This is a genomic window from Methanosphaera sp., from assembly GCF_022768985.1.
Classification (GTDB): domain Archaea; phylum Methanobacteriota; class Methanobacteria; order Methanobacteriales; family Methanobacteriaceae; genus Methanosphaera.
Genome location: NZ_JALEKL010000012.1, coordinates 43572 through 60955, shown reverse-complemented (window position 1 = coordinate 60955; position 17384 = coordinate 43572). Strand labels below are relative to the sequence as shown.

Sequence of the window (17384 nt, the reverse complement as noted above, 5' to 3'; positions counted from 1 at the left end):
TTAATATAGAATTCTTTTTTTTAAAATATATTATCTTCTTGAAAAATTAGGTAGATTAAATTTATTATTAAATTAAAATTAGTAAAATTATTATTTTTTTGAAAAATTAGTAATTAAATTTGGGTTTAATGCCGTGGGCCGGACTTGAACCAGCGACATCCAGATCTTCAGTCTGGCGTTCTCCCAACTGAACTACCACGGCATTTAAAAAAAGATATTTTTTAGAATTTTATTCTAATGGGCCGAACGAGATTCGAACTCGTGATCACCTCCATGTCAAGGAGGTATCATACCCCTAGACCACCGGCCCAGAAATATATATTTTCTTCTAAAAGCTATTATTCTATATTTTATTAATAATATTTATATTTTATGATTAAATATTTAGATAATCATATTTTTTTAAGATAAGATACATGAAAAAATTAATAATATAATTACTTCTAATTCTCTTTTTTTTTATTAAAATATTATATAAAATAATAAATAGAAACTAATTAAAAAATATTATCTAGATATTAATTTTAATAAATTAAATTAAAAATAACTAAAATTACATGGGTGAAATTAAATGGATTTTAATGAATCAATTGAAAAAACAATATCTCAGATAAATAATGTGATGAGTGCAAATTGTATTATTGGTGAGGCTATTGAAACTGAAACAAAAGTATTAATTCCTATTTCAAAAACTGCTCTTGCATTTGCAGTAGGTGTTGGAAGTAGTGAAGATAACGATGAAAAAGCTGGAGCTGGTGGAGGAGCAAGTATTGATCCTATAGCTTTTGTTGTAATTCATAAAGATGTAGAAGGACCTGGTGGTGTTGAAATATTACCTGTTGTTGGTAAAAATGCACTTGATGATGTAATATATAATGTTGGAAAAACAGTGGGAGATAAACTTGCATCAGTTAAATCATCAAAATGTTGTAAAGGAAAATCTTCAGATGATGATGAAGATGATGTTGATGTTGACATTGATGATATAAAAACTAAAATTAAAGAAGAGTAAATTTAACTCTTTTTTTTTATTTTTTATTTAAATAGTAACTTTTTTTTTAAATTATTTCATGCATGAATTATGAAATAATTATAATATTTTAGGGACTTTGATATGTATGTTATTTAAATTATTAGTTGTATTTTTATTTATTCTAATAGTAGCTCTATTTTTGTTAATATTTTCAAATATGCATATGTATGTCTCATTTAAAAATCAGAATTTAGAATATGATGGAAATATAAAAATTAACTATCTACTACTGGAACTTGAATTTAACATCAAAGAAAAAATACTAAATATAGAACTTAAAATAAGATCAAAGAAAATTCACATATATTCATTAGATCTTAATAAAAAAGAAGATGAAGATGAAAATATAGATGAAATACAAACACAACCTGATGAAACAACAGATGAAACAACAAATACAGATGATGATGAAGAAAGTAGTGATGATGAAAAACCAGATATAAAACAAATATTAAAACTACTAGATGATGCAAAATCAGATATAATTGAAATTATAACATATCTTCCAAAGTTAATGAAATTTAATAATTCAAACATAGTTTTAAATCTAGGATTATGTGATAATCATCTTACAATAAAAGCATCATCACTAATTTATATGATATCAGCAATACTATATCCTGCAAATTTAAATATATCATTTACTCCTGAATTTAATACATTAATATTAAAATCAGATGTAGATATAACATTAGATATAATTGTAGTTAACATAGTAAAGCTATTGTTTATAACAATAAAAAAAAGAAAGTATACGAAACATAATAGAAGTAATATAAATATGATGGAGTTGTTTTTATGCAAAAAGATGAAATATACACAGCAGATGTGATAGTTGTTGAAAACAGATCCATCTATCCTATTATGTCACTTAAAAGTTCAATATATTTTAATAAAATTATAAACATAGTACAACAGCCAGTAGCACTTAAAATAGTTGAAGATAATGATACATATTATGTTAATATTTCAATGGATGAGGATGAATTCATAGAATTAAAAAAAGAATAAAAAAAAAGAAAAAAATGAATTTAAGTTTCTAGATCAATAAATAAAAAGATAATATTGATTTATTGATAAATTTTATTAAAAAAAATAAGGAAAATAGAATTATAACTCTTTGTAAGCAACTACAATATCTTCTGCTTTAAGAGTTTTACGTCCATTCTCTTTTGCATTGTTTAAAGCAAGTTTTGTAATTTCTGTTGCTTGTTCTTCTAGGAAAGATGATAGTTCAACTTTTGCATCTTCACTAACTCTTTCTGCACCACCATTTTTAATGATTCTTCCAAGTGGTGTTAATGGTAATTTTGACATATTAAACCTCCCTAGTTTTTTCCTAAGTTACTTTAGAATTAAAATTTTTTTTAACATACTTTTTTTTTATACATTGATTATTGTTTAATTAATCTATTTTATAAGTATTTTCATATATTTTATACATTTTTTTAGTTTCTTATATTAATTCAAAGTAGTAACACTATGTATTATTTTTCTAGCTTTTAATATATATAAACATTTATTATTTAAAAAGGTATTGTTTAATGATTTTAATTCGAATATTATCAAACTATTTTTATTTATTTTAAAAAAATAATAATTTAATCACTTTAATTTTTAAAAAAAGTATTTTAAGAGCTTTAACTTTAAAAATTATTTTTTAAATATATGAATTTAGAAATAGTGAATTTTAAGTGGGTGATCATATAAAAAAAAATATAAAAATAAATAAATTTAGTATAAAAACTAATTATTTATTCATTTTTCTGCATTCTTTTTTCCTTTTCTTTCTGAATATTTGCCATAATCTCTTTTGCACGATCACTACCAAGTGGAACGTGGAATTGTTTTTCAATACTTTCACGATATAATGTATTCATTGAACAAAATGGAATAATTCTACCATCAGGTGTAGCATAGTGTATTACACATCTGCGTACTCTTTCCTGATCAAAGTTGAATGGATCCATGAAATGCATACATGATACAAGAAGAGCATTCATATGGAAATCACCAAGAGCTTCATAATCCTGTTTTACGAAGATATTTTTAAGAAGTTCTATAATATCAAGATATGATGGAGATTTTGAAGTATCAATAGCACTAGGAAGTTCTTTAACTACACGAAGAAGTGCTTTGGTATTTCCAATTTTTGTATTTTTATTAAGATTAGGTATTGTTTTTTCAAGCATTTCAAGGAATTTATCAACATCAATAAAATCAGTAATTGGTATTATTGAATCATCAGTTTCTTTAAATACATATGTTCCAACACCACAATGTTCATGACATGTAAGTGTAACTTCAGCTTCACTTCCACTAAGTGCTGCTATGAAATCTGAAAATGGAGCAACAGCTGATGCTGGATAGAATGCATCTTTTGTAATTGCTTTGTCTGTTTGTTTTTCAACTTCAGATACAAAGTCATCAATTGTAATACGTTGTTGTTCAACTTGATCTGCAGGTGTACGTCCAGCAAATGATACAGGTTGGAAGTTTACACCACGGATAATATCAAGGTTTTTAAGAGCAAATGATATGATATCTCCAACTTGATCTTCATTTATTCCTTTAACAAGTGTTGGTACAAGTACAATTCCAAGTTTTGCTTTTCTACAGTTTTCTATAGCTTGAAGTTTTTTATCAAGAATGTTTGCAGCACGTGTTTTAAGGTATGGTTCTTCTGTAACACCATCAAATTGTAAATATACTGTGTTTAGTCCTGCATCTTTAAGTTCTTGTGCTAGGTTTTCTTTATTTGCAAGTGCAATACCATTTGTTGCAATTTGTGTATGTACAAAGCCTTCCTCTTTTGCTATTTTAATGAGTTCTACAATATCATCACGTACTGTAGGTTCTCCACCTGAAAATTGTATAGCTGGTGTTTTTACAGGCTGATTTTTACGAAGTGCTCTTAGCATAGTTCTTATTTCATCTTGTGTTGGCTCATATAAGGTTCCTGATGCTGCAGCATTTGCAAAACATATTGGACAGCTAAGGTTACATCTATTTGTAACATCTATTAATCCAAGAATTGTTTGACTTTGGTGTTGTTTACATAGTCCACAGTTTGATGGACATTCCCCTGATGCCTCTTTTAGATTTGTTAACTGGTGAGGTTCTGCTTCATATTTAATTGTTTTTTCATATGCATCTTCATTGTGCCAGTATGTATTTTTAAAGTTTCCGTGTTCTGGGCATGTTTTTTCAATATATATCTTATTATCCTCTGAATAGACTTTTGCATCCAAAATTTCAAGACATTCAGGACATAAGCTTTTTGTGTCATTATATTGTGTAATTTGAAATTCCCCCCGCATTTATTTTGTTATTAAGTAATTTTTATTTTTTAATTCATAAAAAAATATTATTAGTATAAAAATATTTAATATATTTATATTTAAACTAAATACTATATCTATTTTATCTAATAATAATATAATTCATTCTATTATTTATAATAATTGTTTAATTTATCATGATTAATAATTATTATTGTAAATGTTAATAAAAAAAAGAAAAAAATATTGGTGTTTAAAAAAAAGATATGTAAAAATTATTCCACATACTTCTACTTTTTTTCATGGTTCCATTAATTTAATACCATACATCTTTAATATTTATCAGGTATGCAAACATATTAGCTCCAAGGTGAAGGAATATACTGATAATAAATATGCATATAACTACCATAAAGTCAATATGAATTACAATTGATGCAAAAAGAAGTGCTACAACAACAAAGTCAAGCTGATCAAGAAGTGGCACTGCCTGTCCTCTTTTGAAGTTAAGTCTTCTTTTAAGAAAACTTCCAACTGCATCACCAATTAATGCTCCAAAACCTAATAAAAATCCGAGTAATAATCCTTGAGGTATTTTTCCTGAAAGAAATGTTATCTGTGATGCTGAAATCATAAAATAGTATGATCCAATATTAAAATCTGCAAGAAGACCTAATAATCCTCCAACAAATGTACCAAGAAGACCACCACCAACAAGTCCTCTCCATGTTACTCCATCACCTATAAGTCTACGATTATCCCATGCATAATGTCCAAAATCCATAGGAGTTCCACCACCAAATACTAATGCTGAACTATTAGAAAAGTATGCTGGAATCATAAGGTAAATGGAGTAAATTATCAAAGTTGTTATATCCATTTAATTTACCTCGAGTCTTTATAAATTTAAAAGTTTATTATTACTTATTTATATAATTATTTACTATTAATAAATACCTATACAAAGATGATAATGAAAATCTAATTAAAATATTCATAAATCTTTTCTAAAACATTAACATCATCAGTTGTATACTTTTCAATATACATACTAATTGCACCAACAGCTGTAATAATTGAAATAATATCACCATTAATATAATCTTTAAGATTAATAACTTCAACATCAAATCTGCCTGCTGCATCCATACAAACACTACCACCTTTAATATCAGATAAAACAATGCAATTAATACCTGTTGTTTTAATAACTTTTGCAAGTGCTTCTGCTACTTGATGTACCTGTTTTTCATAAACCTCATTTGCAATAGATACAATATTATCATCTGAAATTGTGTCAATATCACCACATACCAGACGACTAAGACGATTTTTAGATGCAAGTAATGATTTATCTTTACCATCAGCTGTAGGAGTTGTATATTCACTAGATGTAATATTTCCAAGAACCATGTTAACATCAGCTGTTGTTGTAAATAACTCACTACTTATGCTTGTTTTAACTCCATCAACAACCACACTATCAACAATTGCAGCAACATTAGTTCTTAGAAGACCAGTATATACAAGCTCTCCACTACCAAGACGTTGAGTATCACTAAAGCCACTTGATGCAAGCTTTTTATCTTTAATTGGAATAATATCAGTTGTAGTAGTTCCCATATCCATAAAGATACAATCATCACGTACCTGTTTTATAACATTTGCAGTACCAACCCAGTTTGCAGCTGCAGCAGAAAGTGGATTGTCCTTAACATACTCATACTCTTTTAGTCCATCAAATGTAACAAAATAAACATCCTCACTTGTAAATGTATCCATAACCTTTGATGTTATATCAAGAACACCTTCCTTTTTTGTCATATAACAATCAGCAAGCTCTGCTGTAATTGAAACACATATAACATCAATATTATTTTCACCTTTTAATTTAAGAAGACATTCAGGAAGTCTTTCATGATCAGACCAAAAAGGAAGATAATACTTATCTTTATCAATTGACAATACATTATATTCACTGTCAAATTCAACTATTACACAATCTGTATTTGCTCCACCAATATCAAGTCCCATATACTTCATAATATATCTCCTTTATAAAATTCTCCATTATCTTTAAATTTAATACTACTCCATTTATCATCTATACAATAGTCTATTATTATCTTCATAAGATTTTCACTACAATTTTCAGACAATACTATAAATGGTGTTGTGAAACGTGAATTAATTTCAACCATGTAGATTTTATTATCATCTATTATATAGTCAATTCCTATAAATCCATAAAGACCTGGAATTTGTTTAATTATCTTCTTTGATGTTTTAATAATTTCATCTTTTAGTGGATGATTAAGGGGTGTAATACATCCATTATATGCTATTTTATTGTCGTCTTGCTCAGTTATTTGTTGTGAATTTATACTTATTATTTTTGAATCATCTCTACTACATATTGCACTTATACTAATTGATTCACCCTTAATATATTTCTGAAGAAGTGCAACTTTAATATTCTCATCTTTATATAACTTAATTATCTTTCTAAATTCAGTTAGTGAATGTATTTTATATATGAAATCAGATGATGTTCTATCATCAGGTTTTATGATACATGTTTTATTTTCATCTATAAACTCTGAAATTGCATCACTACATATATTGTCTACTTCAACTTTAAGTGTTGGAATTTTTAATACATCACATATATTATTGTATGTTTTAATTTTTGATGAACAGATGTCAGATGTTGTAGAATCTGATGCAATTTTTTTGATATTTTCATCTTCTATTATCTTTGTTATTTCATACTGGAGATGTTCATCTTCTGGTGCAATAAATATTATATAATCATAGCTTTTAATATTACACCTAAGCCACTCATTTAAATTATCATTAACTGTTATAGGTCTACATTTGCTCAGATTATCTATTGATAATTTAGAATTTATAAGATAATCAACACTATATTCATCAATAACATCAAGATCATATAGAATTTCTCGAAGCATTGAAAATCCCTCAGATATAATATTTTCCTGAAAATAGATTGATGAATATTCAAAGACTAGAAATTTCATAGTAATATAAATACACTCCTAAAATAAATTTTATTCAAAGTTAAAAAAATAGTATTTCAAAAAAAAGAATTTGATTTTAGAAAAAAGGAATGATTTTACTCCTTTTTAATGTTTCCTATTGCCTGGAAATTCACACCATTTTGGCGGAATTTATCAGCATCAACAATAGGCTTTGTTGATATAAGAAACTTATTTTCTATCATAGATGGTGTAATATCACGATATATGTCATGATCACACATAATAATTACACAATCCGCAGATAATGCTTCATCATAATCAACAGCTTTTATATTAAATGATTCAATAATACTACTATCAACGTATGGGTCATGTGCAACTGTTGTAATATTATCTTTTTCATTTAGTAATTTTATTAAATCAATAGATGGTGATTCTCGTATATCATCAACATTTCCCTTATATGCCACACCTAAAATAGCAACAGTAAAGTTGTCCTTATCATTATCCTTAAATTGCTCAACAATATCAACAACATGTTGTGGCATCATATTGTTTATATTACGTGCCTGTTGTATAAGACTTGCTTTTGTACCATATTTTTGTGCTGTTTGAATTAAAAAGTATGGATCAACAGGTATACAATGACCACCAACACCAGCACCTGGTGTATGAATATTTACACGTGGATGATAATTTGCAGCAGAAATAACTTCCTGTGCATCAACATCAATATTTTCACAAATCATGGCAAACTCATTACTAAGTGCAATATTAACATCACGATAAGTATTTTCCATAAGCTTAATCATCTCAGCAGATGTAATAGATTTAACCTTAATAATATCACCACATGTAATATTACTATAAAGTTCTGCTGCAGCATCACTACTTTCCTTATTATATCCACCAACAACACGTACATTATGTGTCATTTCATAGATTGTATTGTTTGGAAGTGCACGTTCAGGACTATATGCTAGGAGGAAATCCTCACCACATATAAGACCAGACTCTTCAAGTATAGGCTTTATAACATTAATTCCAGTTTCAGGTGGAACTGTACTTTCAACAATAACAAGATCGCCCTTGCTGAGTCCATCTTTAATACTCTCACATGCAGATATAACATATGATAAATCAGCATTACATTCACAATCAACAGGTGTAGGAACAATAATAATCATAACATTACATTCACTTGCTGCCCCTCTAAGATCACATGTTGCCTTGAAATATCCATCACTTATGGCAGATTTTAGTAAATCTTCAACACCAGGTTCTTTAAAGCAAACTTTTGATTGATTTATTGCATTAACAGTATCTTCATTAACATCTACACCAAGAACATTAATCTTATTATTTGCAAGTATTGCAGCTGTAGGAAGACCAATATGTCCAAGACCAAATATTGCAACTTTTTGAGTATTAAAATTCATTTTATATAACAGTTCCCCATAAAAATTTTTATATCAAAAAATAACTAATTTTTCCCATAATTTTTTGATTCTTATAATATAAATATAGAAATACTAATATTTTATATTATCATTAATTTTTTAGGAATAATAAAAAAAAGTAGAAAAAAAGAGTAGAAAAATAAAAATGTATCATCTTAATTTATCTTAAATTTCTTAACAATAACATTCATACCATTTAAGTTATCATCAACACCAAGATATACTTGTTTTGAACCACTAAATACCTGCTGAATTATACATCCAGGATATAAATCCTCAAATTCAGAGGTTGTGATATCATCATTAATACTTATAAGTTCATATCCTTCAAAGTCAACAACCTCACTTGCTGCTTCTATTTTAAGACTATTAAGATCATAATGCTCTTTTATAATATTATATATTTTTTCAGCAGATGTACCATCACCATATGGATTTATTGCACCTGCCATTTTAGCATATACATCACTATTATCTAAGATATTTTGAATATTATTTGTTATTTCAGTTGAATTTGTTCCTGCTAGAATATTTCCACCAGCATCAATAGTTTCAGGACGTTCTGTATTATATCGTAGTGTAACACATGGAATGTCAAGAGTTATTGCCTCTTCTTGAAGACCACCTGAATCTGTAAGTATAAGCTTAGTATTTGATATTAATGCAAGAAAATCAAGATATCCAAGAGGTTCCATTATCTGGATATGTTCACAACTTGCAAGTTCATCATATAAATTAATTGCATCAAGTGATTTTCTTGTATGTGGATGAAGAGGAAGAACAATATTATATCTGAGATTTATAAGACTATTTATGATGTTTGCAAGACGATTAGGATCATCTACATTTTCAGCTCTGTGAAGAGTAAGTGTGATATATTCATCAAATATTACATCATCAAGGATTGTGCTTTTTTCTTTTGCAATGTCAATGTTACGTTTACATGCATCAACAATTGTATTTCCTGTAATATAGATATTTTTATGATCTACTCCCTCATTTACAAGGTTAATTGCTGTTTTATCAGTTGGTACAAAATAAAGTGCAGAACAACTATCAGCAATTAATCTGTTAATTTCCTCTGGCATATTTTTATCATAAGATCTAAGTCCTGCTTCAATATGACCTACTGGTATTTTAAGTTTATTTGCAGCAATAGCACCTGCTGCAACAGCATTAGTATCACCCTGTACAAGTACAATATCAACACCTTCATCTGTTAGTATTTCTTCAAGTTTTGATATAATAGTACTTATCTGTTCTATTGCAGTATTTGATCCTATTCCAATGTTATAGTCAGGCTTTGGAAGATCAAGATCAATAAAGAACTGATCAGACATCTTTGAATCATAATGTTGTCCTGTATGTATTATTATAAAGTCTGTATTATTTTCTTGAATTTCATCAATTACTGGTGACATCTTTATAATTTCAGGTCTTGTCCCAAGAACTATTGCTATTTTCATAATTATTACCCTTTTATCTTTTTATTTGTGGTTGTTAATGGTTCATTGTCACTTTTTAGTATTTCAATTAAGTGTTTATCTGTTATCATCTTTTGTCTGTTTGTAAGATATTCCTCTTTAAGATATCCTGCAAGTTTATCTTTTGCATACTGTGATTCCTTAAATTTAATATTTTTATAGTTAATATCACTAAGAATAAGTCCACATGCAGCTGCAGGTTGAAGACGTATATACTGACGTAACTCCTTAGGCTGTAGAAGTTCTTCTATATCATCAACTGTAAGTTCATGATATCCAACATGAAGTAATGCTTTTACCATCTTACGTACCATATTCCATAGGAAGCTTTTACCTTCAATTGTAAATACAAGTACATCATCTACACATTTAAGGTCAACATGTGTAATTTCACGGTTTGGATTTTTCTCATTACGTTTTGAAAAATTACGGAAATTATGCTCACCTATAAATAAATTTATTGCCTCACGCATTGCATCAATATCAATACTTTCACCATAGAATGGATCTATGGGCTGAATATAGGTGTATGTACGTGTTTGTGGAAAACGTACCTTAAATGAGTATGGTACACGTGCTTCTGCAACTATCTTAATATCATCAGGAAGAAGTCCATTAAGTTTATTTATATAAATTTCTTCATCTGTAATAAATGATATTACATTTGCAGTTGAATGAACTCCCTTATCTGTACGTCCTGCTACTGAATAATGTGCCTTCCATGTATCTTCAATAATGCCAGTTTCCTTAAATACTTTGAGAAGTTCACCTTCAACAGTACGATAATCTGGCTGTCTTTGATATCCATGAAATTTAGAACCAATATATGCTATTTTTAATGCTACTCGTCTCATTATATTATAAATTTATAATTTAGTAGTAATAATTTTTTTTACATAATTTATTATTAAGAAAATCTAAATCATAATATAGTATTAATTTAAGAATTTAAATTATAGTAAAAAGAAATAAAAAATTTTAAACTAATAATTCAAGTAATAATAAGAAAATTAATTTGGAGGATATATAATGATTATAATACCTGCTGTAGATATTAAAGATGGAAAATGTGTTCAACTAGTACAAGGAAAGCCTGGAACAGAACAGGTAGTAATTGATGATCCCGTAGAAGTTGCACTAAAATGGGAGAAGATGGGAGCAAAAAGATTACATATTGTAGATCTTGATGGAGCACTTGAAAGTGGAGTGAATCTTGAAATAATTAAGGAAATTGTTGAAAAAACAACTGTTCCAGTTCAAATGGGTGGAGGTATACGTTCAATTGAATATGCACAGAAACTATTAGATATGGGTGTTGATACTGTAATTATTGGAACAATGGCAGTTGAAAATCCTGATATTCTAGATTCACTAACTGATAAATACACACCAGATCAAATTTGTATATCACTTGATAGTAAAGATAATCGAGTATTAACACATGGATGGCAGAAATCAACAGATAAAACACCACTAGAATATACACAGATCTTCCAACAAAAAGGTGCAGGTAGTATATTATTTACAAATGTGGATGTTGAAGGATTACTTGGTGGAATTGATCTTAGTATAGCAGAAGAATTAATTGAAAAATCAGAAATACCAATAATTTATTCTGGTGGAATAACATCAGTTGATGATCTTAAAGTACTACGTGATATAAACACTGACTATGTTGTAATAGGATCAGCACTCTATAAGGGATTAATAGACTTTAAAGAAGCATTAAAATACCAGGACTAAAAATATCTAAAATTGGGGAGGTAGTTAAAATTAAAGTAATGGCTACAGGAACATTTGACATACTTCATCCTGGACATCTATTCTATCTTAATGAGGCAAGAAAGCTTGGAGGTGCAGATGCACATCTAGTTGTTGTAATTGCAACTGATAAAACAGTAAAAGAACATAAGAAAGTCCCAGTAATTGGTGAAAAACAGCGTTGTGAAATGGTAAATGCATTTGGCTGTGTTGATGAAGCATTTATTGGAGATGAGGATGATCCATTTAAAATTGTTAAAGAACAAAAACCTGACATTATAGCAATAGGTCCTGATCAGAAGTTTAATCCTGAAAACTTAGAAGCACAATTAAAATCTATTGGTATTGATGTTAAAGCTGTTAAAATAGATTCATATAAGGAATTTGAGCTTGATAGTTCATGTAAAATAATTAAAAAGATAAAAAATACACATTTTAATGAAAAATATTTTGATGAATGTGATCTTTAAATAAAAGATAAGATTATATTTTATAATAATATTAATATAGTATATAAAACAAAGATTAATATAATATTTATTTTATGATTAAACTTAAGGGAGATTCTTAGATAATGGTAGCAAAAGAATATTTCGATATCTTACTAAAAATTACTGATATCATGGAAGAAAAAGGTGGCGGAATCATCTACATTCGTAACGAACCTGAATGTTATACAATAGGTACACGTTATTATGATGAAGAAATTGCAGAATATTTAGATAACAATGTTGAAGATTGGATGGGAGAAGAATCTACTCTTAAAAAGAAATCCAAAAAACGATCTAAAAAACAAGATAAAGTAGAAGAAGTATACTATCTTTGGAAAATTATGCTTCCAGAATAAGTTTATTTAAAACTTATTTCTACTTTCCTTTTTAACCACCCTTAATGAAAAACTATTTTTTTTGATAAAATTTATTGACAATAAAATAATTAGTAAAAATACCTACTTTTAATAATAAATGTCATATTTAATAATAATTTTATATTATATTACTTTGAAAAATATTAATATAAGAAAAATAAAGGTGGAGTGAAAATATTTCATTTTTTAGAAAATATTTTCAAAAATAAATAAAATAATTGTAAAAAAATGGGAAATGTTAATATGCTTGAAAGTATTTATGAAAAATCTTTAAACAATGAGATAACAAAAAAAGATGCATTAGATCTTATAAAATCAACAAGTCAATTTGAATTATATGATACAGCAGATAAACTAAGAGAGACAATAGTGGGAGATAAGGTAACATACGTTGTAAATAAGGCTATTGACATTACAGATCATTGTATGATAGGATGTAAATTCTGTTCATTTAGAGATAATGAAAAATACAGAATGACAAATGAGGAAATTTCAGAAAGTATCAGCCAAGGTGAGGCAATAGGAGCAACAGAAATCTGTCTTTTTGGTGGAGTAACACCAGATATGGATATTAAATACTACTGTGATCTTATAAAACAGATAAAAGATGAACATGACATATGTCTTCATGCATTATCACCTGCTGAGGTATATCAAGCATCAGTTAATTCTGGAATCACAACACAAGAAGCTCTAGTTGAACTTAAAGATGCTGGTATGGATACAATGACAGGAGCATCAGCAGAAGTACTAGTTGATTCAATACGTCATGAAATTTGTCCAAATAAATTAACAACAAAACAGTGGTGTGATGTAGTAAAACAGGCACATGAACTTGGAATTCCTACAACATCAACATTAATGTATGGAAGTATAGAAACATGGCAGGATCGTATAGATCATATCTTTCTTCTTAAAGAAATACAGGAAGAAACTCATGGATTTACAGAATTTGTACCAATGACATTTCTTGGAGAAAACAATGAACTAGGTAAAATATCAAATGGTGCAACAGGAGTTGAGGATTTAAAACTTCATGCAATATCAAGAATTATATTATCTGATGTTATTGAAAATATACAAGTTTCATGGGTAAAACTTGGACTTAGAATGACACAAGTAGCACTAAATTGTGGTGCTAATGATATTGGTGGAACTATGATTGAAGATAAAATTTCAACAGCAGCAGGTGGAGGATATGGTGGATATCTACCTGTAAGTCGTATAAAAACATTAATTGAAGATATAGGACGTATTCCACAACAAAGAACAACAAAGTATGAATATATTTAACCACCTTTAAAACTTTTTTTTTATTCTATTTTTTTTTGTAAAAAACCTATTTTTAAGTTATTTATTGTAATTTTACTATAATGTGATTTATTAAAAAAGAGAAGTTATTTTTATAAATAAATGGGAGTTTAAGGAGTATTGGAAAATATATAAATTATCTTCCAATATAATTCTGTGTACATTATTTTTTTTATCTAGAAATCATTTTTGAACATTTTTGTACGTTCTTGTGATGTTAATTGTTCTACTATTGATTCAGGATTTCCTTGATCTAGTAGTTTTCCATCACGCATAAGTGCTGCTGAATCACAACATTCAAGTACAAAGTCCATATCGTGTGATATAATTACAAATGTTTGGTCAAGTTCTTCACGTGCATTAAGTATGGATTCTGTTACATCACGTCTTGTGATAGGATCCATTGTACCTGTAGGTTCATCAAGAATTACAATTCTTGGCTCTTTTATGAGAACTTGTGCAATTGCTACTCTGTGTTTTTCTCCTCCACTCATCTGATCTGGGTATTTTTCAAGGAGTGATGCTGCTTCTTCTTCTGTAAATCCTACAGCTGTAAGTACATGTATTGATTTCATTTTTGCAAATTCAGCTGGTAAGTCAAGGTTTATTGCTTCAGTTAAGTTTCCAAGAATTGTTTTATATGGATATAGGCTGAAGTCCTGGTGTAGTAGTCCGATATGTTTTGTTGCACGTCCTCTGTGTGCAAGTCCAACTTTTGACATGTCGATCCATTCATCACCAATTCTTACTTTTATTTCTCCTTCACTAGGTTCGATGAGTCCTGCAATAAGTTTTGATAGTGTGGTTTTTCCTGCTCCACTAAGACCTACTATACTTGCAATTTCTCCTTCATTAATTTTGAGTGTTACACCATCTACTGATTTTACAACTCCACGTGATACTGAGAAGTAGTATTTTTTAAGGTCTTCCATTTCAATTATTGGATCTCCAACTTCTACTTGTTCATGTTTTTTAACTTGTGGAATTTCTTTTTTAAATTCTTCAACTATTGGTGCAGGTTCTCCTTCTTGTTTAATTTTTCCTGCTTCAAGCCAGATTACACGGTCTGATAGATCTTCTATTACATCAGGCCAGTGTGAGTTTATTACCATTGTAATTTCTTTTTCTTTTACACCACTAAGAAGTGCATTGTGAAGTAGACGTGCTGTTTTTGGGTCAAGTGTTCCTGTTGGTTCATCAGCAAGAAATAGCATTGGATTTTTTGCAAGTTGACGTGCAAGTACAATTCTCTGTTTTTCTCCTCCACTTAAATCACGTGCAATGTGTGTGATTCTGTGTTCCATGTGTGTCATTTTTAGAAGACTTATTGCTTTGTTTATGTTATCTTCATTTCTTTGATCTTCAAATGATCTCATGATGTTTTCAAGAACTGTTTCTTCTTCATAGAGTGCAAATGTTCTCTGAAGCATGATTGAAATTCTTCTTTTTACAGATGCAAATTCTTTTTTTGATGTGTTGTAGAGGTTTATTTCTTTTTCTTCGAATTTATGTCCACATGAACATGTATTTCCTATGTGTGATGGTGAATCCATGTAGTCACATTCAGGACAGTATGCAACGTGTATTATTACTTCTCCTTCATCTGGTGCATATTCATCAATTCCACGAAGCATATTTAGAAGTACGGATTTTCCTGATCCACTACGTCCAAGAATTCCCAGTACTTCTCCTTCATTTATTTCTAGATTTATGTTTTCTAGTACTGTTGTATTGTCAAATTTTTTTGTAACATTTTTAACTTCTATAAAGCTCATTATAATAACACCCATACAATATTTTTTTTTATATGTCATGTTTTTTAAAGTAAAATAAAATTTTTATATTATATTTTTAATGTTCGTTTATTTTAAAACTTAATTTATATGTATATAATATTTTTTATTTTTGTTTCTTAATAAATTAAACTTTAGTATAATAAATTCAATAAATTTCTAGTTTCCATATTATTTTTCTATTTTTTCAATATTTTTTAATTACTTTAAATAGTATGAATTTAAAGTTCATATTAATTTATCACTATTTATTGAAAAATCATCATTATTAATAATAAAAATTTTATTATAGAAAATTTAAATATTATAATATTAAAATTAGATTTTTTAGTTATAATGAAAAATAAAATCAAAAAAATTATGGATTATTTTATAATTAAAAGATAATTTTACTATTAAAAAAATAAACTGGGCATATAATAGTCAGGGGATGATGGTGAATATAAAATGCTTACTACTGTACAAAAAGAAATACTACAAAGTTTAATAAATCTATACAGACAAGCCAAATGTACATCTGTTAAGTGTGAAAGCATAGCAGAACTTATGGGTAGAAATTCAGGAACAATAAGAAATCAAATGCAAGCACTACGTAGTTTAGGTTTAGTTCAGGGTGTACCAGGACCAAGAGGTGGATATAAACCTACACTTGAAGCATATCAAACATTAAATGTTGTAAATGATCCATGTGAAATACATGTACCAATATATGTAAATGGAAAAGTTGTATCAGATATATCTGTATATAAAATAGAATTTACAAGTATACTCAGACCAGGAGATTGTGAAGCAACAATATCTGTAATGGGAGATATTAAACAACTAGATCTTGATGATGAAATAAAAATTGGGCCAACACCAGTAAACAACCTTACAATTCTAGGTAAAATTATAGGTCGTGACGATGTTGACAATGTACTTCTTATTAAATCAAAAACAATACTAAGTATACCAAATATTGCAGCAAAAGAAGTTGCAACACCAGTTGTTAAGACAATAACATCAACAATGAAGGTAGCAGAGATCTGTCAGTTATTTTCAGAAAATCATATAAAAAGTGCACCTGTAATTGATAATGGTGAAATAATAGGTGTTGTACGAGCAGAAGATATTATAAAAACTGTTGCAGAAAATGGTCTTATGAGGGAAGCATCAGAATTTATGAATTCAACAATTCTTACATCAAGAGATAATGTCCGTCTTACAACAGCAATGGATCTACTACAACAAAACAATGTATCATCACTTGTACTTGTAGATGACAGTAAAGAAATTGCAGGAGTTATAACATTTACAGATATTCTTAAAACTCTTGTAACATTAATAAAATAATAATATAATATAAGAAAAAATATACTACAATACAGTAGCAAAACTACAGCTTTTCAGAT

Annotated in this window: 17 protein-coding genes and 2 tRNA genes; 8 read left to right on the top strand and 11 right to left on the bottom strand. The window is 28.2% G+C overall.

Translation table 11 applies throughout. The features are described 5' to 3' along the window. Window positions 1-129 precede the first annotated feature (129 nt). Window positions 130-202 (bottom strand) — tRNA-Phe (locus tag MRZ80_RS06750). Between the two features lie 36 nt (window positions 203-238). Further along, window positions 239-310: transfer RNA gene (locus MRZ80_RS06745), tRNA-Val, on the bottom strand. Between the two features lie 261 nt (window positions 311-571). Here MRZ80_RS06745 and MRZ80_RS06740 point away from each other — a divergent pair. The 3 genes from MRZ80_RS06740 (at window position 572) to MRZ80_RS06730 (ending at window position 2044) form a co-directional block, all read left to right on the top strand. Further along, on the top strand, window positions 572-1012 hold the full coding sequence (locus MRZ80_RS06740) for a spore germination protein GerW family protein (RefSeq protein WP_292537621.1): 441 nt from the start codon (window positions 572-574) through the stop codon (window positions 1010-1012). A gap of 178 nt (window positions 1013-1190) precedes the next feature. Then, window positions 1191-1865 carry a hypothetical protein gene (locus MRZ80_RS06735; protein WP_292537619.1) on the top strand — a complete coding sequence of 225 codons (675 nt, stop codon included), beginning with the start codon at window positions 1191-1193 and terminating at the stop codon, window positions 1863-1865. After that, window positions 1832-2044, top strand: coding sequence for a hypothetical protein (locus tag MRZ80_RS06730; RefSeq protein WP_292537617.1), 213 nt, complete (start codon window positions 1832-1834; stop codon window positions 2042-2044). Before MRZ80_RS06735 ends, MRZ80_RS06730 begins: the two co-directional genes overlap by 34 nt. Before the next feature lie 99 nt (window positions 2045-2143). Here the strand turns inward: MRZ80_RS06730 and MRZ80_RS06725 are convergent, their stop codons facing one another. The 8 genes from MRZ80_RS06725 to truA form a co-directional block, all read right to left on the bottom strand. Then, entirely contained in the window at window positions 2144-2350 is a 207-nt protein-coding gene (locus MRZ80_RS06725; RefSeq protein WP_292537614.1) for a histone family protein, read from the bottom strand. A 437-nt stretch (window positions 2351-2787) separates the two neighbouring features. Next, entirely contained in the window at window positions 2788-4353 is a 1566-nt protein-coding gene (gene tes / locus MRZ80_RS06720; RefSeq protein ID WP_292537612.1) for a tetraether lipid synthase Tes, read from the bottom strand. 277 nt (window positions 4354-4630) lie between these two features. Then, a complete protein-coding gene (locus MRZ80_RS06715) occupies window positions 4631-5194 on the bottom strand; it encodes a CDP-2,3-bis-(O-geranylgeranyl)-sn-glycerol synthase (protein ID WP_292537610.1) in 564 nt (187 codons plus the stop codon). A gap of 101 nt (window positions 5195-5295) precedes the next feature. Then, the gene (locus MRZ80_RS06710; protein ID WP_292537608.1) at window positions 5296-6357 is read right to left on the bottom strand and encodes a hydantoinase/oxoprolinase family protein; all 1062 of its coding nucleotides are present in this window, start codon (window positions 6355-6357) and stop codon (window positions 5296-5298) included. Further along, window positions 6354-7355 carry an ATP-grasp domain-containing protein gene (locus MRZ80_RS06705; protein ID WP_292537606.1) on the bottom strand — a complete coding sequence of 334 codons (1002 nt, stop codon included), beginning with the start codon at window positions 7353-7355 and terminating at the stop codon, window positions 6354-6356. Before MRZ80_RS06705 ends, MRZ80_RS06710 begins: the two co-directional genes overlap by 4 nt. A gap of 95 nt (window positions 7356-7450) precedes the next feature. Continuing rightward, window positions 7451-8755: a nucleotide sugar dehydrogenase gene (locus tag MRZ80_RS06700; RefSeq protein WP_292537604.1), complete on the bottom strand. Its 1305-nt coding sequence runs from the start codon at window positions 8753-8755 to the stop codon at window positions 7451-7453. Between the two features lie 176 nt (window positions 8756-8931). Then, the gene (wecB, locus tag MRZ80_RS06695; protein WP_292537602.1) at window positions 8932-10242 is read right to left on the bottom strand and encodes a UDP-N-acetylglucosamine 2-epimerase (non-hydrolyzing); all 1311 of its coding nucleotides are present in this window, start codon (window positions 10240-10242) and stop codon (window positions 8932-8934) included. A gap of 5 nt (window positions 10243-10247) precedes the next feature. Next, window positions 10248-11114, bottom strand: coding sequence for a tRNA pseudouridine(38-40) synthase TruA (gene truA, locus MRZ80_RS06690; RefSeq protein WP_292537600.1), 867 nt, complete (start codon window positions 11112-11114; stop codon window positions 10248-10250). A 175-nt stretch (window positions 11115-11289) separates the two neighbouring features. On the opposite strand from truA, the gene hisA reads away from it, so the two are divergent. The 4 genes from hisA (at window position 11290) to cofH (ending at window position 14182) form a co-directional block, all read left to right on the top strand. Continuing rightward, complete coding sequence (gene hisA, locus MRZ80_RS06685) at window positions 11290-12003, top strand: 1-(5-phosphoribosyl)-5-[(5-phosphoribosylamino)methylideneamino]imidazole-4-carboxamide isomerase (protein WP_292537598.1); 714 nt, start codon at window positions 11290-11292, stop codon at window positions 12001-12003. 38 nt (window positions 12004-12041) lie between these two features. Next, on the top strand, window positions 12042-12491 hold the full coding sequence (locus MRZ80_RS06680) for an FAD synthase (RefSeq protein ID WP_292537596.1): 450 nt from the start codon (window positions 12042-12044) through the stop codon (window positions 12489-12491). 104 nt (window positions 12492-12595) lie between these two features. After that, window positions 12596-12868, top strand: a complete 273-nt coding sequence (locus MRZ80_RS06675) for a hypothetical protein (protein WP_292537594.1) — start codon at window positions 12596-12598, stop codon at window positions 12866-12868. A gap of 264 nt (window positions 12869-13132) precedes the next feature. Beyond that, window positions 13133-14182 carry a 5-amino-6-(D-ribitylamino)uracil--L-tyrosine 4-hydroxyphenyl transferase CofH gene (gene cofH / locus MRZ80_RS06670; RefSeq protein WP_292537591.1) on the top strand — a complete coding sequence of 350 codons (1050 nt, stop codon included), beginning with the start codon at window positions 13133-13135 and terminating at the stop codon, window positions 14180-14182. A 194-nt stretch (window positions 14183-14376) separates the two neighbouring features. On the opposite strand, the gene atwA is transcribed toward cofH, so the two are convergent. Beyond that, window positions 14377-15975 (bottom strand): methyl coenzyme M reductase system, component A2, encoded by a 1599-nt coding sequence (gene atwA / locus MRZ80_RS06665; RefSeq protein ID WP_292537589.1) that lies wholly within the window; start codon window positions 15973-15975, stop codon window positions 14377-14379. 465 nt (window positions 15976-16440) lie between these two features. Here atwA and MRZ80_RS06660 point away from each other — a divergent pair, with 465 nt between their 5' ends. After that, entirely contained in the window at window positions 16441-17325 is an 885-nt protein-coding gene (locus MRZ80_RS06660; protein WP_292537587.1) for a CBS domain-containing protein, read from the top strand. The last annotated feature ends 59 nt before the right edge of the window (window positions 17326-17384 follow it).